The 26,066-nt window shown below is 34.1% G+C and carries 22 protein-coding genes and 1 tRNA gene; 10 read left to right on the forward strand and 13 right to left on the reverse strand.

The genetic code is table 11. The features are described from left to right. The first annotated feature begins 440 nt into the window (after positions 1–440). Together upp and A9G17_RS07590 are read left to right on the forward strand one after the other, a co-directional pair. Entirely contained in the window at positions 441–1,067 is a 627-nt protein-coding gene (gene upp, locus A9G17_RS07585; RefSeq protein WP_025314320.1) for a uracil phosphoribosyltransferase, read from the forward strand. A 182-nt stretch (positions 1,068–1,249) separates the two neighbouring features. After that, positions 1,250–2,434, forward strand: a complete 1,185-nt coding sequence (locus tag A9G17_RS07590; RefSeq protein ID WP_081301792.1) for a uracil-xanthine permease family protein — start codon at positions 1,250–1,252, stop codon at positions 2,432–2,434. A 557-nt stretch (positions 2,435–2,991) separates the two neighbouring features. On the opposite strand, the gene lysS is transcribed toward A9G17_RS07590, so the two are convergent. The 5 genes from lysS to A9G17_RS07615 form a co-directional block, all read right to left on the reverse strand. Continuing rightward, positions 2,992–4,506 (reverse strand): lysine--tRNA ligase, encoded by a 1,515-nt coding sequence (lysS, locus tag A9G17_RS07595; protein WP_065738202.1) that lies wholly within the window; start codon positions 4,504–4,506, stop codon positions 2,992–2,994. Positions 4,507–4,537: 31 nt separating this feature from the next. Continuing rightward, a protein-coding gene (prfB, locus tag A9G17_RS07600; RefSeq protein ID WP_141677571.1) for a peptide chain release factor 2 occupies positions 4,538–5,636 on the reverse strand; the annotation gives its coding sequence in 2 pieces (ribosomal slippage) (positions 4,538–5,560 and positions 5,562–5,636; 1,098 coding nt in all). A gap of 304 nt (positions 5,637–5,940) precedes the next feature. After that, positions 5,941–6,567, reverse strand: a complete 627-nt coding sequence (locus tag A9G17_RS07605) for a Fe-Mn family superoxide dismutase (RefSeq protein ID WP_065738203.1) — start codon at positions 6,565–6,567, stop codon at positions 5,941–5,943. Between the two features lie 134 nt (positions 6,568–6,701). Beyond that, positions 6,702–7,526, reverse strand: coding sequence for a VanW family protein (locus tag A9G17_RS07610; protein ID WP_065738204.1), 825 nt, complete (start codon positions 7,524–7,526; stop codon positions 6,702–6,704). An 11-nt stretch (positions 7,527–7,537) separates the two neighbouring features. Then, a complete protein-coding gene (locus tag A9G17_RS07615; protein ID WP_065738205.1) occupies positions 7,538–8,281 on the reverse strand; it encodes a type 1 glutamine amidotransferase in 744 nt (247 codons plus the stop codon). 562 nt (positions 8,282–8,843) lie between these two features. Between A9G17_RS07615 and A9G17_RS07620 the strand changes: the two genes are divergently transcribed. The 8 genes from A9G17_RS07620 to A9G17_RS13235 all read left to right on the forward strand — a co-directional run bounded on the left by A9G17_RS07620 (position 8,844) and on the right by A9G17_RS13235 (position 17,002). Further along, a complete protein-coding gene (locus tag A9G17_RS07620) occupies positions 8,844–9,158 on the forward strand; it encodes a hypothetical protein (protein WP_065738206.1) in 315 nt (104 codons plus the stop codon). A gap of 68 nt (positions 9,159–9,226) precedes the next feature. Continuing rightward, positions 9,227–10,147, forward strand: coding sequence for a hypothetical protein (locus tag A9G17_RS07625; RefSeq protein WP_065738207.1), 921 nt, complete (start codon positions 9,227–9,229; stop codon positions 10,145–10,147). A gap of 57 nt (positions 10,148–10,204) precedes the next feature. Next, on the forward strand, positions 10,205–13,762 hold the full coding sequence (locus A9G17_RS07630) for a toxin VasX (RefSeq protein WP_065738208.1): 3,558 nt from the start codon (positions 10,205–10,207) through the stop codon (positions 13,760–13,762). A 24-nt stretch (positions 13,763–13,786) separates the two neighbouring features. Continuing rightward, positions 13,787–14,233, forward strand: a complete 447-nt coding sequence (locus A9G17_RS07635) for a hypothetical protein (RefSeq protein WP_065738209.1) — start codon at positions 13,787–13,789, stop codon at positions 14,231–14,233. Positions 14,234–14,248: 15 nt separating this feature from the next. Continuing rightward, a complete protein-coding gene (locus tag A9G17_RS07640; RefSeq protein ID WP_065738210.1) occupies positions 14,249–15,070 on the forward strand; it encodes a DUF6708 domain-containing protein in 822 nt (273 codons plus the stop codon). Between the two features lie 52 nt (positions 15,071–15,122). Next, entirely contained in the window at positions 15,123–15,944 is an 822-nt protein-coding gene (locus A9G17_RS07645; protein WP_065738211.1) for a DUF6708 domain-containing protein, read from the forward strand. Positions 15,945–15,996: 52 nt separating this feature from the next. After that, positions 15,997–16,809: a DUF6708 domain-containing protein gene (locus A9G17_RS07650; RefSeq protein WP_065738212.1), complete on the forward strand. Its 813-nt coding sequence runs from the start codon at positions 15,997–15,999 to the stop codon at positions 16,807–16,809. Between the two features lie 58 nt (positions 16,810–16,867). After that, positions 16,868–17,002 carry a hypothetical protein gene (locus tag A9G17_RS13235; protein WP_256114184.1) on the forward strand — a complete coding sequence of 45 codons (135 nt, stop codon included), beginning with the start codon at positions 16,868–16,870 and terminating at the stop codon, positions 17,000–17,002. 404 nt (positions 17,003–17,406) lie between these two features. On the opposite strand, the gene A9G17_RS07655 is transcribed toward A9G17_RS13235, so the two are convergent. The 8 genes from A9G17_RS07655 to recC form a co-directional block, all read right to left on the reverse strand. Beyond that, positions 17,407–17,482, reverse strand: a tRNA-Asn gene (locus A9G17_RS07655). Between the two features lie 106 nt (positions 17,483–17,588). Continuing rightward, positions 17,589–18,179 (reverse strand): YiiX/YebB-like N1pC/P60 family cysteine hydrolase, encoded by a 591-nt coding sequence (locus A9G17_RS07660; protein ID WP_081301717.1) that lies wholly within the window; start codon positions 18,177–18,179, stop codon positions 17,589–17,591. After that, complete coding sequence (locus A9G17_RS07665; RefSeq protein ID WP_065738214.1) at positions 18,149–18,739, reverse strand: biotin transporter BioY; 591 nt, start codon at positions 18,737–18,739, stop codon at positions 18,149–18,151. Before A9G17_RS07665 ends, A9G17_RS07660 begins: the two co-directional genes overlap by 31 nt. A gap of 109 nt (positions 18,740–18,848) precedes the next feature. Next, positions 18,849–19,481, reverse strand: coding sequence for an MBL fold metallo-hydrolase (locus A9G17_RS07670; RefSeq protein WP_065738215.1), 633 nt, complete (start codon positions 19,479–19,481; stop codon positions 18,849–18,851). 20 nt (positions 19,482–19,501) lie between these two features. Next, the gene (locus tag A9G17_RS07675; protein WP_065738216.1) at positions 19,502–20,890 is read right to left on the reverse strand and encodes an MFS transporter; all 1,389 of its coding nucleotides are present in this window, start codon (positions 20,888–20,890) and stop codon (positions 19,502–19,504) included. Positions 20,891–21,016: 126 nt separating this feature from the next. Next, on the reverse strand, positions 21,017–21,982 hold the full coding sequence (panS, locus tag A9G17_RS07680; protein ID WP_065738217.1) for a ketopantoate/pantoate/pantothenate transporter PanS: 966 nt from the start codon (positions 21,980–21,982) through the stop codon (positions 21,017–21,019). 47 nt (positions 21,983–22,029) lie between these two features. Next, positions 22,030–22,824 (reverse strand): TatD family hydrolase, encoded by a 795-nt coding sequence (locus A9G17_RS07685; protein WP_065738218.1) that lies wholly within the window; start codon positions 22,822–22,824, stop codon positions 22,030–22,032. Between the two features lie 8 nt (positions 22,825–22,832). After that, complete coding sequence (gene recC, locus A9G17_RS07690) at positions 22,833–26,033, reverse strand: exodeoxyribonuclease V subunit gamma (RefSeq protein WP_065738219.1); 3,201 nt, start codon at positions 26,031–26,033, stop codon at positions 22,833–22,835. Between the last annotated feature and the right edge of the window lie 33 nt (positions 26,034–26,066).

Raw genomic sequence — 26,066 nt, forward strand, 5'->3', positions numbered from 1 at the left:
TATCTATATCATATTAAGCGTCGTACTGAAACCGCTAAAGTGGGGGAGTATATCATAGTCACAATTGAGTTAAGTCTCAAAGAAATATCAAGCATTACTGTGAAAAAGTAACAATGATAGAAAATAAAATATACATTCTGTTCATCCATTAAAATTTACTTAATCCTTTGTAATACAATTAATAAACCAATCTATTTTTTTATATTCCTTTTTAATTTAATTAGAAAAAATCCTTTAAATTTTATTTTTTAACAAAAAATTTAAAATAGAAGTGATTTTTTATCATTAAAATTAATTTTTTATTTTATTGGCAATGGTTATGCTAACAGCTCTCGTATTGATTTCAGGTTTTCATAAAGTCAGATTTATGTTAGAATTATCGCTCAGTGGTTATTTATATCTACTAATTATATCTTCCAAAGAATAACACTGAGGCCCCCATGAAAATTGTTGAAGTAAAACATCCTCTTGTACGTCATAAAATTGGCTTAATGCGTGAACATGATATTAGTACAAAAGATTTCCGTGACCTTGCCAGTGAAGTAGGCAGCTTATTAACTTATGAAGCAACGGCGAATCTTCCAACAGAAACTGTAACCATTGAAGGTTGGTGTGGTCCTGTTCAAGTAGAACGCATTAAAGGTAAAAAAATTACTGTAGTGCCAATTTTGCGAGCAGGCTTAGGTATGATGGATGGTGTATTGGAACATGTACCGAGTGCAAGAATTAGCGTCGTTGGTTTTTATCGTAATGAAGAAACATTAGAACCAGTCCCTTATTTCCAAAAATTAACTTCTGATATTGAAGAACGAATGGCTTTGGTTGTTGATCCAATGCTTGCAACAGGTGGTTCAATGGTTGCAACTATTGATCTGCTTAAGAAAGCGGGCTGTAAAAATATCAAAGTATTAGTTTTAGTTGCTGCTCCAGAAGGTATTAAAACACTTGAGCAGGCGCATCCTGATGTCGAACTTTATACCGCTTCAATTGATGAAAGGCTGAATGATAAAGGCTACATCTTACCAGGGCTTGGTGATGCTGGCGATAAAATATTTGGCACCAAATAAAATCTCAAATTTTAGACCGGTTTATCCGGTTTTTTTATGCCTATTAATTATTAAATTATTTATGAGCTACATATTAAGTTGAAAAGGAGATTGTCAACGTGGCAAAAATCACAACAGATGAAGTAAAGCATCAAGCCCTCCAGTCTAAACACTCATGGCAGGACATTTTTACCGGAGCTCAAATGTTATTTGTCGCATTTGGTGCATTAGTTTTAGTTCCTTTATTAACTGGATTAAACCCAAATGTGGCACTGTTTACAGCTGGTGTTGGTACGCTATTGTTTCAACTTACCACTAAAGGAAAAGTGCCAGTATTTTTAGCTTCTTCCTTTGCCTTTATTGCACCAATTTCATTTGGTGTAGCGCAGTGGGGAATACCTGCAACGTTAGGCGGTTTAGTTGCTGCAGGTTTTGTGTTTATGTTTTTTGCTTTTTTAGTAAAAATTAATGGAAATAATGTAATTAACCGAATTTTACCACCCGTAGTGACGGGGCCCATTATTATGGTTATTGGTTTATCCCTAGCGCCGGTCGCAGTCGGCATGGCAATGGGTAAAGATAGTGGTTTACCAGCTGAAAACTATCAATTAATTATTATTTCAATGGCATCACTCATTACCACTTTAGCTATGGCGATTTGGGCAAAAGGTTTTTTTAAATTAGTACCCATCATTGCTGGGATCATCGTAGGATATACGCTTTCGTGTTTATTTGGTATTGTCAATTTTCAATCTGTTATTGATGCTCCATGGTTTAAAGTTCCTGATTTCACGTTTCCAACATTTCAATGGCAAGCTATTTTATATATGATTCCAATTGTTATTGCACCAACCATTGAACATGTAGGTGATATTATGGCAATTAGTTCTGTTACAGGTAAAGATTATACCCGTGAACCTGGTTTACAACGTACTTTGTTAGGTGACGGACTCGCAACCTCAACTGCTGGACTTTTGGGGGGGCCACCTTGTATTACTTACGCTGAAGTAATTGGTGCAGTAACGTTAACGCGTAATTTTAAAACAAGAGTGATGACGTGGGCTGCAATTTGGGCGATTTTAATGTCTTTTGTTGGAAAAATTGGCGCTTTTTTAAGCTCCATTCCAACGGTAGTTATGGGGGGCATTATGGTACTACTGTTTGGGTCAATTGCATCGGTTGGCATCAATATTTTAGTCAAACATAAAGTGGATCTATCCGTTTCTCGTAATATGTGTATTGTTTCATTGGTATTAGTATTTGGTATTGGTGGAATGATTTTTGATTTTGGCTCTTATGCACTACAAGGAATTAGCTTGTGTGGTATTTTAGCTATTGTATTAAATTTAATATTACCTCATCACACTAAACCGACCAATATTAGTTAATCTAAATTAATAGGCCGTTAATGATGAATATCATTAACGGTTTCTTATTCTCATAACTGACTATTTTATTAAATGTTTTTAACTCGATCGTGACTTGATGTAAGTGATGACGTTCTTTGTAATAGTTTGAGTTTTCAGTAAAGGTTTTAGCTTAATTTTTTCTTTTATTATCATTAAAAGACTTAATCAATATTGATTAGGGAAGTTAGCTATTGTTGTCTCAATAGACTGATTAACACCACTCTAGTTATTATATCTCTAACCATTAACTAATCAGATTTTAGAGTAATATTTAGAAAGCCTATAAGTGTTCTTTGTGAAGTTTAGAGTTGGTATGAATGATAGTATTTTAATTTAATTGCAATGAATAAAAGATTTTTACTTAATTATTTTATTTTAAATGTTTTAATGAGATAGAAATACCTGAATAAAGTTAATATCAATTGTTTTTTATTATAATAAAAGAAGTATTGTAAAAAAGTTTGAGGTTAACTATACGTTTGAGTATAAAACCTCACCTATCTAATAATAAGTGAGGTTTATTATGGTAAGAAATTTTATTTTATTGGACGCATGGTCGGGAATAAAATTACGTCACGAATGGTATGACTGTTAGTAAATAACATTACTGTGCGATCGATACCAATACCAAGTCCTGCTGTTGGCGGTAAACCATGTTCAAGAGCAGTGATATAATCATCATCATAGAACATCGCTTCATCATCTCCAGCATCTTTTTGTGATACTTGATCAGCAAAACGTTGTGCTTGATCTTCAGCATCATTAAGTTCTGAGAATCCGTTACCAATTTCTCGTCCACCAATAAAGAACTCAAAACGGTCGGTAACAAATGGATTTTCATCGTTACGACGAGCAAGTGGTGATACTTCCGCTGGGTATTCAGTGATAAATGTTGGTTGAATTAAGTTAGCTTCTGCAACCTCTTCGAAGATTTCTGTAACAACACGACCAAGACCCCAACCTTTTTCAACTTTGATACCAACAGCTTTTGCAATAGCACACGCTTTATCAAAATCATCTAAATCGGCATTATTGGTTTCTGGTCGATAATGACAAATAGCTTCGCGCATGGTCATTTTGATGAAAGGTTTTCCAAAATCAAAAGTATGATCGCCATATTGCACAACAGGATTACCTGTTACCGCAATGGCTAAACGACGGAATAACGACTCAGTTAAAACAATCAGATCTTTATAATCCGCATAAGCCATATACATTTCCATCATGGTGAATTCTGGATTATGTCTTGGCGATACTCCTTCATTACGAAAGTTTCGGTTAATCTCAAACACACGTTCAAAACCACCCACTACCAAACGTTTTAAATAAAGTTCAGGAGCAATACGCAAATACATATCAAGATCGAGCGCATTATGGTGCGTGATAAATGGTTTAGCCGAAGCGCCACCAGGGATCACTTGCATCATTGGAGTTTCAACTTCCATAAAGTGGTTTTCAAGCATAAAGTTACGAATTTCTGTTACCACTTTTGAACGAGCAATAAAGGTATTACGCGACTCTTGGTTAGTGATAAGATCTAGGTAACGTTGACGATAACGCATTTCTTGATCAGCAAGACCATGGAATTTGTCAGGTAATGGGCGTAGTGCTTTAGTTAACAGACGAATTTCTTCACAGTGGATTGACAGTTCGCCAGTTTTTGTTTTAAACAAATACCCCTTAGCTCCAATGATATCCCCAAGATCCCACTTTTTAAATTGTTCATTATAAAAATTTTCAGGTAGATCATCACGAGTAACATAAAGTTGGATTTGTCCAGCAACATCTTGCAATGAAACAAACGATGCTTTCCCCATAATACGGCGCATCATCATTCGACCAGCAACAGTAACGGTAATTTTATTTTCAATTAACTCTTCGTTAGTTTTATCGTCATATAATTTATGAAGATCGCTTGAAATTGCGTCACGGCGAAAGTCATTAGGGAAAGCAATACCTTGCTCGCGGATATGTGCAAGCTTTTCACGACGTATTGTAAGCTCGTTATTTAACTCTTCAATATGATTTTGTTGCTCTTGCTGTGTTGACATAATTTTACCTTTTATTTATCACCAAGCAGGGTTATAAACCTGCTTTTAAGCTTTCTTCAATAAATTGATCTAAATCACCGTCTAAAACGGCTTGAGTATTGCGTGTTTCTACACCAGTACGTAAATCTTTAATCCTTGAGTCATCAAGGACATACGAACGAATTTGACTGCCCCAACCAATATCGGATTTATTGTCTTCCATCTGCTGTTTTTCAGCATTCTTTTTCTGCATTTCAAGCTCATACAATTTAGCTTTCAACTGCTTCATGGCTTGATCTTTATTACTGTGCTGAGAACGGTTATTTTGACATTGCGTTACAATGCCTGTTGGAATATGGGTAATACGTACCGCTGATTCAGTTCTATTAACATGCTGACCACCCGCACCGGATGCACGATAAACATCAATACGAAGATCGGCAGGGTTAATATCGATATCAATATTATCATCAATTTCAGGGTAGACAAAGACAGATGCAAATGATGTATGACGACGGTTACCTGAATCAAATGGACTTTTACGTACTAACCTATGAACTCCTGTTTCGGTGCGCAACCAACCATAAGCATAGTCGCCAGATACCTTAATTGTTGCTGATTTTATACCAGCAACATCACCATCTGATACTTCCATAACTTCGGTGGTAAAACCTTTTGATTCGGCCCAACGCAAATACATTCTGAGTAGCATTTCTGCCCAATCTTGCGCTTCAGTACCGCCTGAACCTGATTGAATATCTAAATAACAGTCAGCACTATCGTAATCGCCAGAAAACATACGGCGGAACTCAAGGCCTGCTAGTTTTTTTTCTAATTGTTCAAGTTCTAGATTGGTTTCATTGAAGGTATCTTGATCTTCGGCTTCAATAGCAAGCTCAAGTAAACCTTCGACATCGTCAAGTCCTTGCTCTAATGAATTAATGGTATTGATGATATCTTCAAGTGCTACTCGTTCTTTACCTAAAGCTTGTGCTTTTTCAGGATCAGTCCAGACTTCAGATTGCTCTAATTCGGCGTTGACTTCTTCTAGTCGTTCTTTTTTTAGATCATAGTCAAAGATACCCCCGAATCACAGCAGTGCGTTCGGTAAGTTCAGCGATCTTTGATTTAACCGGATTAATTTCAAACATGTTTTAAATTGGATGCTCAGTTTATGATTTTTAAATAAGCATTCATTGTAGCGGATTTAAGTATAATTTAGCAATTACCAATTTAGGCTTGGTTCATTGTGATTCAATAATTTTATCCAACAAAGTGAGGGATAAAGTAACATTATCAAAAAGAGGTGAACATTGATAAAAAAATGGTTCAAATTTTACAAAATAATTTAAACGTAATAACGTAATATAGCCACAATGGTAAAGAATAATTACTCTAAAACGGTAATGACGCACAAGGCGTCATTATCAGGTAGTTTGGATAAAGTTATTTAAATTATTTTTTAGCTTCTGCGTATAACTCGGCGACTTTATCCCAATTAATGACATTCCAAAATGCCCCAATGTAGTCAGCACGACGATTCTGATATTTCAAATAGTAAGCATGTTCCCAAACGTCAAGAGCCAAAATTGGTGTGCCAGATACACCAGCAAATTTTTCACCCATAATTGGTGAATCTTGGTTAGCGGTGGAAACAACTTCAAGCTTACCATTTTTAAGTACTAACCATGCCCAACCTGAACCAAAACGGGTTGCAGCTGCAGCAGAAAATTTCTCTTTAAATGCATCAATCGAACCAAAATCTTTTTCTATGGCAGCTTTCAACTCACCTTTAAGTTCAGTTCCAATTTTTAACAATTCCCAGAAAAGAGTGTGATTAACATGACCACCAACATTGTTTTTGATGCCAGTAACTTTGTCTGATGGGACTTTATCTAGGTTTTTTAGTAATGTTTCAGGACAAAAGTCTTTAACTTCAGCAGGTAATGATTCTAATAATGCGTTAGCGTTATTTACATAAGTTTGATGATGTTTATCATGATGAAGATGCATGGTTTCAGTATCAATATAAGGCTCTAAAGCATCATAAGCATAAGGTAGAGGGGGTAATGTATAAGCCATGAAATTGCTCCTTTCATTTATTGGTTTTTTACTTTTTATGTTAAAAGTATACGAGCTATTACTAGTGTCCACAAACTATTATTTAGATAGTTGATGACTATCTAATTAATGTAATTGCTGTACGATTTTTACGGTTAGTTTTGCTGAGTTAAATAAGGTGTATACATCATAATTGCATGATTTTCACTAATAAGGTTTTCCTCTATCTGATTATCAAGCAAATGCGTTTTACGTTGCCATATCTTATTGTGCCTCGTGTATCCACCCCACCATTGTTGCTCAATGACGTGATCAGTTTCGAATATTTCATAGTGATAAGATAGCGGTGTATTGGCTAGCAGTTCACCATGTAAGTATTCATCATCTAACCAAAGGTTAAGTCGGTATGTTGTATTTGTTTTATTGAGCAATTGTAAATCTATATAGTTATAAGATAATGTTGCACCACAAGCAAATGGAATAGTACGATTAACATCAGGAAAAACATCAAAACTATGTCGCCACCGTTCAATAATTGTTAAATCAGAGTGCAGTGCAATCCAGTAAATTAAATTGCCAAGTTGACATAAGCCACCACCAATATCTTTACCGATTTGACCATTATGTAGTGAGAGACCTTCTAAAAAACCACGTTCTTTAGACGGCCGCCCCACTTTTTGCCAAATTGAAAATCGTTGATTGGGCTTAATTATCGAACCGTTAATCTGTTCAATCGCTAAGCGAAGATTAGTGATTTTGTTATATTGCAAATACATATCAACATCTTTTAGTTGTCTTAACAATACAGATTGATGTTTTTTATGAGAATAGCAACAAGTATTATTATTCTTATCTATTACGCAATAGGCGTGGCGGTTGCGCCACCAATCTAATTTACGCTTAACAATAAAATACTCTTTACCTAATTTTAATCTTAACTGACTGCGTTTTTTAGGTTTTTCTACAATAGTGTTTTGCATACAACTCCATCCTAACCACTGAGTTGATTATTTTTTATAAGTGATAAATAATTAATGCTTAACTTATCAAGAAAAACAAAAAGCTTTAAATTCATTTGGCTATAATCATGTTCCCGTAACATTTCGGGTGTATCAACAAAACGATAATTTGCAGCTTGATTCAGATCATTTAGCGAATGAGGAATGAGTTTTTCAATGACTTCATGTGTTAATTCTAAATGACACTGAAAACCATAAACAAATTTACCATAAGCAATAATTTGCCGCGGACAGCCTTCACTATATGCAATTATTTGTGCATCTTTTGTTAATCCCGGCATATCATTGTGCCAATGACCTACCGCTAATTCATCACCAAAATGCGTAAATAAAGAGTGATGTTTTCCAACTTCAGTTAATATAATTGGGAATTTGCCAATTTCTTTTTCTGGGCTGTGTTCATGAGTCGCACCTAATGCCTCACCAATCAATTGTGAACCTAAGCAAACACCGATAACGACTTTCCCTGCTTCAATGGCTGACAAAATTACTGCTTGTTCAGCTAATGAATCAAAATGTGCACATTCTTGCTTCGTCGTTGCCGGTGATTGCGGCCCACCCATGATAATCAAAAAGTCAATGTCATTGATATTATCAGGTAGTGATTCACCAAGATAAACGCGAGAATAACTAATAGTATGTTGATGTATTTTTGCCCACTGTTCATAGGCTCCTGGTGCTTCAAATTCTTCGTGGACTATAAAATGTATATGCATGGGTTCCTAATTCCTAATGTATTAAAATTATTATATTAATTGACAATAAACTTAGTATTAATTATCTCAAAAATACTCAACAATATATTAAGCAATAACAGTTATAAAAACAAAATATTTGTATTTCAATAATTATCATTTGCAATGATAAATTCAATTAATACCATTATAGTCATCTTTAATTAGATGATTTTAAAATAAGAAAAGTAACTAACATCATCCTTTTCATATAAAATAGTCTGCACATTATTTTTAATAAATGCTAATTTCTAACCTTAAAATTAAATAAATAAGTGTTACAGGTAATTGACATTTTGTATCGATTATTTAGCTTGCTAACAGAGTAATTTTAATCATGCTAATAATGGTTATTTGACTATAACCTGATAAAAAATAACACATAATCAAGTTAAAAAAAACATAATAACAGATTGAAAATCATACAAATAAATTATATCCTTTATACAAAATGTAATGTACTTATATTAAAGTTAATATTGGAAATATTTCATTTTAAAAAATAATAAATAAAATTTAGCTTGTCAGGATATGTAAGGAAGTAATGGAAACATCTTTTTTAAAAACAATATCAGCCAGTGTTAATGCACTTTCTAAAACGGTTTTAAAAAATCGTGATTCGCTTGAAATTGATATCATAGCCAATAGATTAATTTCTATTTTTCCAGTTGCAATAGACGAACAATTAAATCAATCTTGCAATTATTCAATTATTTCCACTTTCAGCTACAAAAAGTTATCGGTCAACCCAATGTTAGATCTAACTGATTCATTTATTAAAATTAACGAAAACGTCATTGAGTTGGGGATCGTCGATAATGTCTACTTAAAATGTAACGCGATGAAAAACGAGCGTTAACAAAAAAGAACTATTTTACTAAAAATGAGTGAAATTAATGATAAACGCTGTACGAAAAAAGGTTAAAAATGTTCAATGAACTAAATAGGTACGATAATTTTAGTCGATATCGTTATCTTTTAATTGATAATAGGGTTGTACTTCATTGGGCAAATCCGTTATCACTTGAAAAACTAACTCAACAATTTGGTGAAAATAAAGCTTTTGGTGAAAAAAAACTAACAACAGTATTACGTACTGATCTAGATTACGATCCGAGTGTTTGCCCGACATTGATTCAATTGGCAGAGCCAAGTATATTGACCGATGATGTCATTATTGATGACATTAGCCGACAAGCCACATTAGAGCGTTTTTGGTCACAACGTTATATCTGTGCTTATCTGGTTAGTGACCAAAAACCATCAGCGTTGGCAAAACAATTAATCGATATTGGTAATTCAATTGGTCGAACTTTGAAAGGATCGTATTACCCATTTTTTGAGCCTTTTCGGATGCAATTTTTAGATGAAGTGGGTTCAAATCAAAATAAAGCGTGGTTAAAAGCGCAATTTTCTCAAATTTACAACTATTATTATCCTTCAATTCATAATGGTAAATTTATTCAATTTACTGCTAATAAAGAAACTATGCCAGAAAAGAGTTGGGATGTTGATGACAATCTGCCTATTAAAAATATTCGAATAATTCGTACTTTGGTTAATGCTTGGGCAAATAACCGATTACAATTTGAAGAGCAACAATCTTTACCATTATCAAAAGATGTTATCACTGAGGCGACACAATTGGTTGAGCAAGCCGAGCAATTAGGTTTAGTTGATGCTGGTGATATCTTATTTTGGGGAATTTGTGGTTTAAGGTACCATCAAGCCTTTACCCAAAATCCAAAAGTTTTAATGTTAACTGAGCTTGCTAAAAAAACACCTGGAACACTATCAACACAAATTAATAATGCCAATATTATTATTGAAAGTACAAACATTAAGTAAATTAGATAAATAAAATAATAAAATAATAAAATAATAAAATAATAAGGAATAGCCAACATGCAAAAAGAAATAAATACCGCCAATCAAAATAAAAAACAAGCTGCTGGTAAATGTCCTGTATGTGAGCGGAAAGGGATTCCGGTGTTTTTACTGCGTCAGGCGGTAATTAAGTTAGCTCCGTTTGACGGCGCAAAAAGTGATCTTGATTATCAATCGTTAGCTAATTATGCACAAAAAATAAACTTTAAAAATCGCATGCCTGACGAACAGTTAAAAGATTATGGTTATATTTTGCGTACCCTGCGCAATGGTTATGTTTATGTGATGCAACAAAAAGGGGATGATATTAATACACGAATGCTTGAAGCTTATGAGTGTATTGATGGTGCATTACGTTTAAAAGATGCTTATAGTTTAAGTGGTACAGAACCAAGACCATTATCAAAAGCGTGTTACAATGCCTGTCACTCCATTCCAGCTTCATTTATTAATTTAGATGATCGAGTCTATACCAATGCATGGGTAGCGTATGTATCACAACCTTGGTCTAGCGAAACAATTAATCAATATATTAAAGAACAAGACAAACTGGCGCTGTCTCGTTTTACCCATATTGATATAACCAAATTGAAAGACGATCCCGATCATGCAACTAACAATCGAGCAGTACCTTTTGCGGATATTTTTGGTAAAGCGGATGATACCGAAAGTGTCAGTAACGTACTTGAATTTAGAATAAAAAAAGACCCTTTGACAAACTTCAAATCGGCACATCCATTTGTCAGTCTTTATAATCAAAAACGTTTATTTGCCTACCATGTCAATCAATTATCAGATTCCTCATGTGGTGTCGTTGTGGAAGACACCTTTGGTATTGCTGAAGAGCTAAACTCTCAGCGGCTTTCGCATTTGCATATATTCAATGAAAAACCGCTGACCGATGACGAATTAAAACTTGCTGAAGAAAGTATTGATAATTTGGATGACATCGATAAAGAAACCAAAATTTATGAACAACGTGCCAAAAATATGCTCAAAACAATCAATCCAGATTTGCAACAACGCTTTAAATATTATGAAGCTGGAATGTTAAAAAAACGGATGATATTTGAATTGATGACTCAGTACCGTCAGTCAATTGTAACGTTTTATGATCGTGAAATTGCTAAAGTAGAGGAAGAAATTGAAAAAGTTGTAAATTCTGGTAATGATCATCTTGTCTATAACGGTATTACCGTATCAGCAGCAATGCGAGCTATAATAGGCAATCTATCATCCGACAAAAAGCAAGCATTAGACGATTTTGATGATTGTGTTGATCAAGGTAAAATTCAGATTTTTACTAGCGAATTAGAGTCAGCTTATAACGAAGTCGTTAATTATTGTCGAGAATGGTCACAAGATTATTATACTTATGTTCGCTGGTTGTTTGGTAAGCAAGAGTTTATATCGGACTATGGTGAATCAAAACCAAGCAACTTTAACCTAGTCCATTTTTGGCAACGTGAATTTGATTTTTCGGTTGAAACAGCCTTGATGGCGCATGTAACAGAAGTTACGCAAATACTATTAGATTCAACCCATTCAGAAATAAAATTTGCCAATGATAGCGCCTTGTGGGATGAGCTGCTTAGCAATCCAGAAAGTATCTATTACATTATTGACTATAATAATCCTAAAGGTATTGATCGTGATGAAGAAGTGTATGTTGAACTGACGGATAACCGACTGCTCAAACCTAGCGATATAATATCAAATGTTTTGAGTTTTGCACCTGTTGTAAATAAAGTAATTGAAGAAGTAAACAAAGACGCACTAAAAAGAAAACAATATATATTAGAACAAAATAAAGCACAGTTAGAAGCTGAAATTAAAATCAATCAGCAAAAAATAGAACAACTGGAAAGCAAAAAAAAGAGTATTCCAGTCCATAATCAAACTGAAATTCAAGAATTGATAAAGGCAAAAAGAAAGTACAACGCTGAAATTCAAACATTAAATAAAGAGCTTGAAAAGGTTAATCAACAAATGTCAGAAATGGCTCAACCAAATGTGTCAAACTTAGGGCAGAGCGCTAATAGAAATGATTTATTAAATAATACCGCTCTTAAAAAGCAGGCTGTACTAATTAAAGACCAATTACATATACCTATAAAATCACAGTGGATGCGACTTAACGCTTTTGATCAACTAGCCAGAATCGGGGCGATGCCCGTTGAAATTAATATACAGATAAAACCTGAGAATATCGCTAAAATCCAAAGTTTATTTACTCAAATGCAGCGAAGTTTTTTTAATCGAGGTCTTTATCATCCACACGAACAGGAATTTTTGCAAAATTTTGACATTGATGAAGAGGTAACCAAAACAGGTACAACTAAAACCAGAAAAGCTAAATTTACGCTCTGTTTTCCAGACAAAGTAACAAGAAGTTTATTTGTCGAGTTTATTAAGAAAACCAATGGGATATTAAACCCCTACGAATTAAAAAAATTTATTGAAAATGCGTATAAAGACTATTTTAAGCTAATTTATAAACAAAAAAATCTTCAAGCACAGCTTGAGAATGCAACCAAAAATAAAACGTCAATCAATGAAAAAATAAATCAAGGTAGTAGCAAAAATACTAGCAATAAAACCACAAAAATCAACCAAAAAATAGAAAAGATAGGAGATCTTTCAAACAAAAATAAAATTGATTTAGAAACTGTCATTAATAAAATTGAGTTAGAAGGCGTTAATAGCGAAATCAAAATTGGAAAAATAACTTTTGCCATTAATCTGGCAGTGGATGCAATATCATGTGTTGTCACTTTGATGAATATAAAAGACACTCTCAAAGAGTGGGGAGTTGCTAAAGAGGGCAGTGGCGAACAAAAAGTAAAAGTACAACTAATAAAAGATGTGGTATCACTAGCTTTAATGAGTGTTGATTTAACCAGTCAATATCAAAATATTAAACTCAATAAGCAATTAGAAAATGCTATTAATACCAATAAGCAAGCCATTCGTAGTCAATTAAAATTAAATACTCTAATTAATAAAACAGTTTCCAGAGTAACAGCAGCAATCACCGTTCTTGAAGCCATTGGTGAGTTAAAAAGTTCGTTTGATATGGTGGATATGGAGGATAATATTTATTTTAAATTTAGAATGGTGGGAGCTATCCTTTTAGGAGCTGGTGCTATAGTTTTACTAATTGGAACACCCATCACTATTGTTATAGGTATTGTAGTAATGGTGATTGGAAATTTATTAATTCTCTTCAGTAAAAAGTATGATAAATTCACGCCTATTCAGCATTGGTTAAATCGCTGCTATTTTGGCAAACAAGCAGAATTAGAATATTTAGGTTATGACGCTTATCATGAAGAAGATCGCTATTCACACAGTGGTTTTGGTTTAGCACTCAATGACTATACCGTTATGATCTATGGCATTCAGACCTTTATTCGTAAGAAACCACTTTATAATGGTGCCCCTGTTGTGTCAATTGGTGATTCTGCCAATATGTTTCAGGAACATATCTATTTTTATGTGGATATTCCCGATTTTGCCAAAGCCAATCCTAACGAAGTGCTAACGGCTTCCATTCGTTTATATCTTTATAACTAGGAACATCTTGATAACCAATCCAGTGTGATAACCGATAAATATATCGATTTAAAATGTCGCGTAACAACCAACGGTATTGAAGTTTTAGAGATTAAAAATGGTCCTGGAACCGACAAATATATTTGTACCGATAAAAAAATGTATTTCAATAAATATGAACTGCCGTCATTGATAAGCAAGTTTCCTTCCTCAACTGGGGAGCGTTATATCGATGAGCCAGCTGAATTTCAATTAACGCAAACTCTAGAGAATGGAACAAAAGTGATCGAAAGCAAACCAAAATTTAGTGATATTAAAAATATTATGGTTAAACAAGGTGATAGTATTGACAGTGATGGGTTAATTATTAATAAATGGATTGCAGGCACAATTGGCGCTAATAGTATTAAAAAATACCATATAATCATTGAGTATAATAACCGTGAAGCAGTTCCATTAGTCATTACCAAAAAGTCTAACAAAATTAATTAACGAAAAGGAGCAACAATGCCATCACAATATCGTCCACAAATATTAGGCTGGATAGGGGATTTAGATAAAGGCTCAAAAAATATTTCAGGAGCCGATGATCGTTTACTGTATGCTAACGATAACTATTGCGCTTTCCTTCGCAAAACATCTTCTGATCAGATTTTTTATTTATGTATTTCTACAATTATCATTGTGTGTTTAATTCCAGCAATCTACATATGCTTTTTGTTAATTTTTGATTTAATTTCTAAAAAGGAAAATTTTATATTACTTATTGTTATTATTGGACAAATTGCTTCCTTTCTTACCATATATCTAATGATTCCCGAATTATACCAAAATCTTTTTACACGAAAAGGTAGTCCAATAATCTTTAATCGTAAAACCAATAAAGTGTATATTAATGAAAGTTATTTCTTTAATTTTACTTCGTTTAAAAATCCGATTCATTTTTTACAGCCTAATAAAAAACGAATAAAAGAGTATGATTGGGCCGATTTACATGGGGTTGTGGTGCATAACTTTTCCACCTATTCACTCAATACTACTATTTTAATGGTGTGTGAGCCGGGCACACATAAAACTATTGACCATGTGCTATTAGATCCACTGCGTAATGGTATTGGTAGTTATCAGGTCTGGGGATGGGTTAATAATTTTATGTGCTTTAACGATTTAATCAGTTTAAACGACGGAAAATATACGTGGGAGCAAGAAACACCTTTTAAAAAGGACATCATCCAAGATCAAGGCTGGCCGGAATGGATGGTGGAAGCGTTTAACGCCCTGTCGCCCGAACACCTTACTGAGATTAAGCAAAAATATCATGTGCAATAACTAGATTTCTCAAGAAATAAAAACAAAGCAAAAGGAAAAATTAGGAATAACAATGCCATCACAATATCGTCCACAAATATTAGGCTGGATAGGGGATTTAGATAAAGGCTCAAAAAATATTTCAGGTGCCGATGATCGTTTACTATATGCCAACGATAATTATTGTGCTTTTCTTCGTAAAACATATTCTGATCAAGTTTTTTATTTATGCATTTTTACTATAGTTTTTATTGGATTAATACCGACAATTTATTTAGGTTTTTCATTACTATCTGACATACTAGATAAAAATGAAAATTTAATTTCACTTCTTATTATTATCGGACTAATTGCTTGCTTTCTTGCTATATATATATCTATACCCGAAATTTATCAAAATCTTTTTACACGGCGGGGATGCCCAATAATCTTTAATCGTAAAACCAATAAAGTGTATATTAATGAAAGTTATTTCTTTAATTTTACTTCGTTTAAAAATCCGATTCATTTTTTACAGCCTAACAAAAAACGAATAAAAGAGTATGATTGGGCCGATTTACATGGGGTTGTGGTGCATAACTTTTCCACATATTCACTCAATACTACTATTTTAATGGTGTGTGAGCCGGGCATGCATAAAACTATTGACCATGTGCTATTAGATCCACAACGTAATGGTATTGGTAGTTATCAAGTCTGGGGATGGGTCAATAATTTTATGTGCTTTAACGATCTAATCAGTTTAAATGATGGAAAATATACATGGGAGCAAGAAACACCTTTTAAAAAGGATATCATCCAAGATCAAGGTTGGCCGGAATGGATGGTGGAAGCATTTAACGCCCTGTCGCCCGAACACCTTACTGAGATTAAGCAAAAATATCATGTGCAATAACTAGATTACTCAAGAAATAAAAATAAAGAAAAAGGAATAATTAGGAATAACAATGCCATCACAATATCGCCCACAAATATTAGGCTGGATAGGGGATTTAGATAAAGGCTCAAAAAATATTTCAGGTGCCGATGATCGTTTACTGTATGCTAACGATAACTATTGCGCTTTCCTTCGTAAAACATCTTCTGATCAGATTTTTTATTTATGTATAAGCTTAATTTGTATAATTGGGAGTTTTTTTTTGATACCATCATTAACTTATTCACTTCCAAGTTGTAAGAATAAGGCTATTTACTTTTTATTATTAGCTGGTTTAGTTTGTTCTATTCTGATTTTATATGTAATGATTCCCGAATTATACCAAAATCTTTTTACACGGCGGGGATGCCCAATAATCTTTAATCGTAAAACCAATAAAGTGTATATTAATGAAAGTTATTTCTTTAATTTTACTTCATTTAAAAATCCTATTCATTTTTTACAGCCTAATAAAAAACGAATAAAAGAGTATGATTGGGTCGATTTACATGGGGTTGTGGTGCATAACTTTTCCACCTATTCACTCAATACTACTATTTTAATGGTGTGTGAGCCGGGCACGCATAAAACTATTGACCATGTGCTATTAGATCCACTGCGTAATGGTATTGGTAGTTATCAGGTTTGGGGATGGGTCAATAATTTTATGTGCTTTAACGATTTAATCAGTTTAAATGACGGAAAATATACGTGGGAGCAAGAAACACCTTTTAAAAAGGATATCATCCAAGATCAAGGCTGGCCGGAATGGATGGTGGAAGCGTTTAACGCCCTGTCGCCCGAGCATCTGAGTGAGATTAAGCAAAAATATCATGTGCAATAACTAGATCCCCCAAGAAATAAAAACAAAGAAAGAGAAAAAGGAATAATTAGGAAAAACAATGCCATCACAATATCGTCCACAAATATTAGGTTGGATAGGGGATTTAGATAAAGGCTCAAAAAATATTTCAGGTGCCGATGATCGTTTACTATATGCTAACGATAACTACTGTGTTTCTCTTCGTAAAATGTAATGGTTATATCTAAGATTCGCTCTGTGATCTGAATAAAAGTATTTGGGTTAGATTAAATAAAAAGATTGCCATATTGAGCACAAAACTGATAAAAACATAAATTATTGAGATCCATCTATTTTTTAACATTAAATTAGAAATTATTTTTATAGACTAACTAGCATTTTTGTTCAAGATGCTTGAAAGACACGTTCTTTCCCAATCACTGTATTCATTTAAGATAACAAAGAAGCGTGATTGATAATTTTATTTTTTAACATATTGAATAAATGTAATTATGGTATGGGGTAAGTAATTTTTATTTATGATTTTTTAAGAAATTTATTAATAATGTAAAGTTAGAATAATAGTAAATGATAATTGAAATTTGGCGTTTTTATGGCAGATAAAATAATGTGAGAAGTTGGCTCCTCCAACAGGACTTGAACCTGTGACATACGGATTAACAGTCCGCCGTTCTACCGACTGAACTATGGAGGAACCGAAATGTAGCGCGCATATTATAGATTTAATGTCGTTATGTCAATAGTTAATTATCTGAAATTTCTTTTTTGTTCAATTTTTAACTTATTATCGTTATTTAATATTATTTAAGTGTCAGGATTGTCTTAAATAGTTCTTTTTGTCTTAATAGCTGTTGTGGATGTGAGCCGAGCTCTCCTTGAGGGATCGGTTGTTTTAATTCTCGATAATAATTGATCCAATAGGGGAGAATCTGGTCAGTGGTTAAATTCTTAAAATTCATAGGATAGAGTTTAAAGTAGTCTTTACCTGATTCATACTTAAAAGCATAAGTAATAAGTTGACTACAGTAAAACCCTTTAGCATCTGAACGAAAACTGTGGTTATAGGGCAATCCTAAACAGTCTTGAACACGAATTAATGCATTTTTAATGATAGTTTTATTGCCAATCGTTGCAACCACATTATATTGGGCGGAGTCTAAAAAAGATTTAAGTGGTTGCTTGATTACTCCATGCTTTTGGGTCGCCTCAATCACCAGATCATTGCCGATATATAAGCCGACATGGCTTATTTGATTGATTATATCGTTTGAACTAGGCAGGGAACCAGAATGAGTAATTGCCTTATTAAATTCGCTTTCCTCATTCTGAGATTGAAAAATGATATCGCCAATTTGCATCTTTATTGATGTTTTTTCGCGTGATAACGCCATAATGAAAACATAACACAAGTCGCAATGATAAACTTGAGCACATCAACACCAACGAAAGGTAAATAACCCACTTGTAATGCTTCGGTAAGTGAAATATGAAAATAACCCATTAAATAAGTTACACCAAATACAAAGATTAATTGATGAGCGCAAGCAAAGGCGATTAATCCTAAAAGAAAGCGACGATCATAACCTTTTTCAGCAGCAAATCCGGCGATATAAGCACTGAATGCATACCCATATAAGTAACCAGCTGAAGGCGATATTAGCGCCATAAATCCACCACTACCATTAGCAAACATTGGTAAACCGAGCGCACCTAAAAACAGATATTGGAGAATCGCTAATGCACCTAGTTTACGACCTAGACAAGCACCAATCAGTAAAACACCTAAAGATTGTAAGCTAAAAGGTACTGGGTAAGTGGGAATGCTGATATTCGCAGCAAGGCCTAGCAATAGTGCTGCACTGGTGGTTGCACATAATTTGCGTTGCCAAGATGATAAATTGAACAGCGTGTTAATGAATGTAGGGTAATATGTTGTTAATTGTTGTTTCATTATTTTCTACCATTAAAAAATAAACAGTAGTGCCATAATAATACAAAAATTTATAATGTAAACTATTTTGATATTAAAAAGTTTACATTATTGTTTTCAACATTTTTTATTAAACTAAGAAAGGATTGGTCATTCGTTCATTTCCAAAACTTGACATTGGACCATGACCGGGAACAAATATAAAGTCATCGCCAAGAGGAAATAGTTTATGGGTAATTGATGAGATGAGATCAGCATGATTCCCGCGAGGAAAGTCTGTTCGTCCAATACTGTTTTTGAAAAGTACATCCCCAACAAAAGCAATTTTATCTTTTACATTGATAAATACAATATGCCCAGGAGTGTGACCAGGGCAAAACAGGACATCAAGCGAGATATTGCCAATCTGAATTTTATCGTTCTCTTTTAACCAACGATCAGGTAAAAAACTTTCGGTATAAGGAAAACCAAATTGCATAGATTGTTGTGGTAAGGCTGTAAATAAGAACTCATCTTCTTGGCTAGGACCAATGATTTTGACATCATAGTGTTTAGCTAATTCAGCAGCTACGCCAACATGATCTAAATGCCCGTGTGTTAATAAAATTTGTTTAATATTAACCCCAAGTTTTTCAACTGCTTTTTTGAGTAATTCTGGCTCTCCACCGGGATCAATAAAGGCAGCCTCATTTGTTTCATCACACCAAATAATACTGCAGTTTTCTTGAAAATCCGTTACTGGAATGATTTGATATTGAAACATAATTGTTATCTCCTTGTCGCTTAATGCCGAGCCGTTAAATTCTCACCATCTTGTTTTTTCAATTGAGCAAAAATCATGCTTGATAGCATGGTCACAATACCCAGTATAACAAAGGTTAGTTGAAAAGCGTGAATAGTTGTTGTTGTGTAACCAAATAATCTTACCAATAAAGCACCAAAACCAGTACCAAAACTGATCGCTAACTGTTGATTGACGGCCATCAAACTATTGCCACTACTTGTGCTTTCTCCTTGTAAATTTGCTAACGTTATACTGTTCATTGAAGTAAATTGCATTGAATTGACGCCACCAATACAAAATAGCAAAATCCCTAATATCAAAAGTGGGGTACTTAAGTTTAATAACGACATTAAAAGGATTAAAATTCCTGCCAAAATAGTATTTGCTATTAGCACGAAACGATAGCCTAAACGACCAAGAATCCGAGTAATAAAGAACCTTGTACAGATTGATGCGATTGCCATTGGCATTAGCATCATACCAGCAAAAATTGCCGAATAACCGAATCCAACTTGTAGAAATAAAGGAATAAGAAAAGGCACACCAGAAATACCTAATCGACAAACTAAATTACCAATAATTCCTATTTTAAATGTTCGTATATCAAATAAAGAGAGTGGAAATAAGGGGGCTTGTTTCTTTTTTGCATAGTTGCGATAAATAAATAAAAAAGCAAGGCTAATGACAGCGAGAGTCAGAGGTAAATAATATTGTTGACCTTGATTTAAACATTCAACACTAAGGGTTGCACTAATAAAAGTAATAACGATAAATATAAATCCAAATGAATCAAAAGGCATATGTTCGCCTTTTATGTTCGGCATATATCTTAAGCTAATCATTACCCCAATAATACCAATGGGTAAATTAATAAAAAAGATCCAGTGCCAACTAACCATATCAACAAGGTAGCCACCTAAAACCGGCCCTAGTACTGGGCCGATTAACCCCGGAATTGTTGCTGTGTTTAACGCTGCTAAGAACTCATTACGTTTGAATGCTTTAATCAAAACCAAGCGTGAAACAGGTACCATCATTGAACCACCAATACCTTGAATCACCCTTGATATATCTAAAAAAACTAATGAATTGGACAAAGCACAAAGCAATGATCCTAAGGTAAAAAGTGATACGGCCATCACAAAAATATTTCGTGTGCCGAATTTATCCGATAAAAAACCACTTACTGGAATAAATAATGCCAATGTTAGCGCATAACATATAACTGCTGATTGCATGTTCAAAGGTGATTCATTAAGGTCTTTAGCCATAGTTGGCAGAGCAGTATTTAAAATTGAGGTATCAAGTGATTGCATAAAAAATGCAAATGCGGCAATCCAAGGTAATATTCGATAAACAAAGGGCGGTAACTGTAATTCGCTATTCATTTTTTCAGCCTAAAATTGATTGATATGCTGGGGAGAGAAGGATCATAGTAAATCCTAAGGTCACACTCTCCTACATATGATTAATGAGTAAGAGAGTGAATGAATTCTATTTTACAATATTCACGATTAATTGTTAGATTTTTTCTTATTTTTAACGGGTTTTCCTTGCCAATAACCAGCCAAAATCGAACCTGAAATATTGTGCCAAACAGAAAATACGGCAGCAGGTAGTGCTGATAGGGCTGAAAAATAAGTAGTGCCTAAAGTAGCGGCTAATGCGGAGTTTTGCATACCTACCTCTAATGACATAGTTCGACAAGTTGATTCATCGAAGCCAAATAATTTTCCTCCCCAATAACCACCTAGTAAACCAATGCCATTATGAATAATCACAGCAAAAATAACTGTTATACCAACTTGGCCAATTAGATCATGACTACCAGCGACAACAATACATATAATTAATAAAATACAGATCATTGACATCAATGGTAAAAATCGTTCGCATTTTTTTACAATTGAATGTAAGAAGTGGTGGACAATCAAGCCTAGAATAATAGGAATTAGAACAATTTGGATAATATGCACTAACATATCCCAAACAGGAACTTCAACAGTTGTACCAACGAGTAAAAGCGTAAGAATCGGGGTAACCACTACACCAACAAGGGTTGAAACCGACGAAATGGTCACTGACAATGCTACATCACCTTTAGCTAGATAAATCATCACGTTGGAGGCAGTTCCACTCGCTACACTACCAACTAGAACCATCCCTACTAATAACTCTGGTCGCATAGTAAATAATTTAGATAAGATTAAAGCGGTAAGTGGCATAACAATGTAATGCAGTAGGGTACAAATTATGACTGCTTTAGGTTTAGTTACAACTCTTTTAAAGTCATTAATACTTAACGTTACTCCCATAGTAAACATTACAAACATCAATAAGTGTGATGTATGTGGTCGTATTGGAACGAATGTATACGGTGAAAAATAGGCGATTATTGCACAAAGAATTGCCCATAACGGAAATAATCGAGTAAGTGAAATAATGGATTGCACAAAAAGCTGACTATGACGCTGAGACATAAAGCACCACCTTGTGGCTTATTAAACTATTAATAATTAAATGGTTATTAGTGTATTTGGTTTTGTATTTTCATTTTATTAATTCTATTAAATAGCGTCAAGGTATTTGTTAGAATCGTTCTATCGATTTGTTTAGAATCTTCAGTACGTAATTGACAAAAAATATTAAAAATATCGACAATGTTTTCTGGACGATTTATTTGCCCTTGTCGACCACTTAAAGGCATATCAGGGGCATCGGTTTCTAATACTAGGCTTTCGAGAGGTAACTTTGCAATGGTATGGCGAGTTTTATTTGCTCTAGCGTAACTTATTACGCCACCTACACCAATATAATAGCCTAATTTAATAAATTGCATTGCTTGTTGATAGCTTCCAGAAAAACCATGGATCACCCCACGACAAGGTAAATTAGCTTGATGTAATTCATGATAGATAACATCATGAGTTTTGCGAGAATGAATTAAAACAGGTAATTCATAACGCTTAGCTAAAGCCAGTTGAGCTCGAAAAAAAGTAAGTTGCTGTTGCCAATCAACGGAAATGTCATAACGGTCTAAGCCGATTTCGCCAATGGCAACTAACTTATTAGGATAAGTACTAACGATATCCGATAATTTTTCAAGATCAGCGTGGGAATGTTGATAGATAGGGTGTAAGCCCAGAGCAGCATAAAGTTCATCATACTGTTCAGTTAGTTTCAGAATTTGACTGAAATGATCTGCTGATACAGCAGGTATAATTAAACTGGCAATTTTAGCTTGTTGAATACGACTTATTGAGTTGTCTAAATCTGTAACAAAAGCAGGGAAATTGAAATGGCAATGCGTATCTATAAACATAATGCCTCCTATTCTACTGTTACTTGATGTAATAAAATTGGTAGTAAAAATTGCTTAGCAAAATGGATGATCTGTTCTATCAGTTCATCGGTTAATTCAGGATACAAACGTTCATAGTAACTGTCGCACTCGGGTGATTGAAATGCGCCACCTTGCCAAGTATTTATAAGCTGACTTTTAGCTCTATCACTAGCAACAATTTCACCAGTTTTTTTATTATAAGCCGAAGTTAACCAACTCCATGCACTTTGGATTGGCATTAATAAAGGTTGATTGATACCTTGCAAAAATCCTTCAACTAATGAGGTTAAGTAAGTTAATGCCTCGTTGGCTTCTAAATGCGAAAATCGCCATTCTTGTTCATCACGACCGTAAATACGGCTTTGGTTATCAACTTTCTCAGGGTATAAAATACAATAAACCAAATGATCTATCCATAATGAGATACCATCACGAATTGAGAGCTTTGATGGGCGCCAAGTTAAAATGCCATCGGCTTGTACATGTGTTAACCACCCCTGAAGTGGGTAATATTGCTTATTTGTGTCAATTGTTAAATTGACTTCCTCGCTGGTCATCTCTAACCGTTCTTGACGGATTTTATCTGCTAAAGATTGCATTGCTTCAGTTTGTTCATCATAAATGATCTCACCAAAAGCGCCATCAGGTAATTCACCCGTTAATCTTAATTGTTGATACAGAGCCTCTGAATCTTGGGCGGTTTGAGTAATTAAATGATTTAAAATTTGTACATTAAGTTGATAACGTTTTAAGCTATCAAGATTAAAGTTTTCGGCATCAGGTAAAGTATCATCAAGATAACTGACATAAAAATTAAATCGTTTTTGTAAAAATAACCGAATAGAGTGCTGAAAGAATCGTTTTAACTCATCAAGATTAATATAATCAACACTTATAGCAGGTATTTGACTAATAAATGTTTGGCTTTCTCCTTTTTTCAGGGCTGCAGGTAACCACTCATCAGCATAACTTTTCGGCTCTTGTAAAAAATTTACAGGATTAAATGGCGTTCTGGTATGCAACACTCTTAAAAAATTGAGATTTTTTTCTAAATTTTTGGTTGATTTACCATAATATTGAACAATATATTCCCAAAGTTCATCAACCAGTACTGACGGGTAACGTTCGCTATTATCTTTTATATCCCGCCCGACATAACTGATATATAGCTGATATTGTGTGGATAAAATAGCTTCTAAAAATAGATAGCGATCATCGGTTCGACGGCTACGATCGCCTCGTCTTGGGTATTTGGCGATTAAATCAAAATCCAGCGGTAATGATGTTCTTGGGTAGTCACCATCATTCATGCCTAGCAAACAAACTACTTTAAATGGAATGGATCGCATAGGCATCATAGTACAAAAATTGATTTTACCCACTAAAAAACGGTGTGCTAAGTGATTTTGTTCTAAACGTGCCTGCATTGCATCATGCAAAACCGTGATTGAAATAAGGTCGGTAAACTGAGCTGTTAAACCACTATTAATTAATTGTTGCCATTCATCTTCTATCATTAATAAAATAGCATCGCGTTGCTGATTGTGCATAAAAAAATCATTAATTAATTCAAGGCAACAACCTTGCCAATCAGACAATGATTTTTCTTCATTTAAAATCGTAAACCATTTACGGACAACTTTAATAAACTCAGCTAATTGACCAATAAGTTCCGCATCTAATCCTGTTGCACCATCATAAGGTAAAATTTGTAACCATCCGCCTTGTTCACTATTCATGGTATAACCCAGCAATAACCGTTCAAGACCAAATAACCAGCTGTGTGCACTTTCAAGACCAAAGCGGATACCAGACTCAATAATCCAAGTTCGCAGTAATATTAATTGTGATTCATTTATGGAAAATTTTTCAGCTACGGCTGGAATTTCCAGTAAATTAAATAACTCTTCTGCGGTGAATCGACTGTTTGGGAAGTTTAAAATAGCAAAAAAACCTTGTACGATGGGATCAATATTGCGAGCTTTTTGATCAGAAATGGTAAAAGGTAAATAGCGCTCATTACTGGCATTACCAAAAACAGCACGAATATAAGGCACATAGCGATCAATATCTGAAACCATAACAATACAATCGCGTAGTTCAAGATCAGGGTTTTCATCAAAAACAGATAATAGATAATCGTATAATACTTCGACTTCCCGTTGTTCACTATGGCAAGCATGGAATGAGATAGATTTATCTGAATCATCAATTTGTTTATCATTCAAATCATTTTGATACAGCTCTAAAATATCTTGCTGAATTGCGTGCAATAGACATGTCCGTTCTTGATCAACAAATGCCTCAATATCCTGTTTGCTATTAAATTCTTGCAATAAAAATAAATTGTCGCGACCTAGTTTTCCCCATGAAGTTAATAGTGGATTAGGGATTTTATCGGGAGTATTTAAAATATCGGATAGTTGTTTTTCAACAATATCGCCCCAGTACCATTTACAAGGATTGTTAAACATCAAATGTACATTGATGTGTTGACCAAGTGCTGAGAGTAATGACAGATAAATAGGTGGAAGAGAAGTGATCCCAAAAATATAAACTCGTTTAGGTAAAGAATTTAACCGTAAACGATCAAAGTCTTTATCTAACAAAATATCTAATATTTGCTGATAAATATTGGCTCGGTGATAGGGTAGGCTGATTGAAATAAGTTGCCGCCATAATTCTGCTTGCCAAATTTCATCAGGATGATGATTTAATTCACTTACGGTTTGATTGGCTTCCCATTTTGCTAACCAATCAGGACGATATACCAAATATTGGTCAAATAATCGTGCTATCCGCGTTGCTAATTGATAGTTTTTGCGTTCTTCTTTATCAATATTTAGATAATGTTTGATTGTCTCAAATTCAGGTCGTTCAATGATCTTAGGCAATAAATAGTATAAACGCCAAGTCATTGATTCAACGTCATAGTTATTTTCAGTTGGTGAATCCGGTAAAAGGCTTTGATATATTTGCCAAATAAATTGGCTAGGAAAGGGAAAATCAACATTGGCAAGAATACCAAGGTCGTTGGCCAATTCAATTTGTAACCACTGCGCCATACCTTGGCTTTGTACAATTATCATATCGGGCGTAAAAACCTGTTCTATGGGGTCTCTGCGCATTAATTCACTGACTAGGGACTTGAGTAAATCGACTTGATTTGAATGATAAATAGTAAACATAGTTACATTAATATTAATATAATTAGTCAGATT

It is taken from the genome of Gilliamella sp. wkB7 (assembly GCF_001693435.1).
GTDB lineage: Bacteria > Pseudomonadota > Gammaproteobacteria > Enterobacterales > Orbaceae > Gilliamella > Gilliamella apicola_N.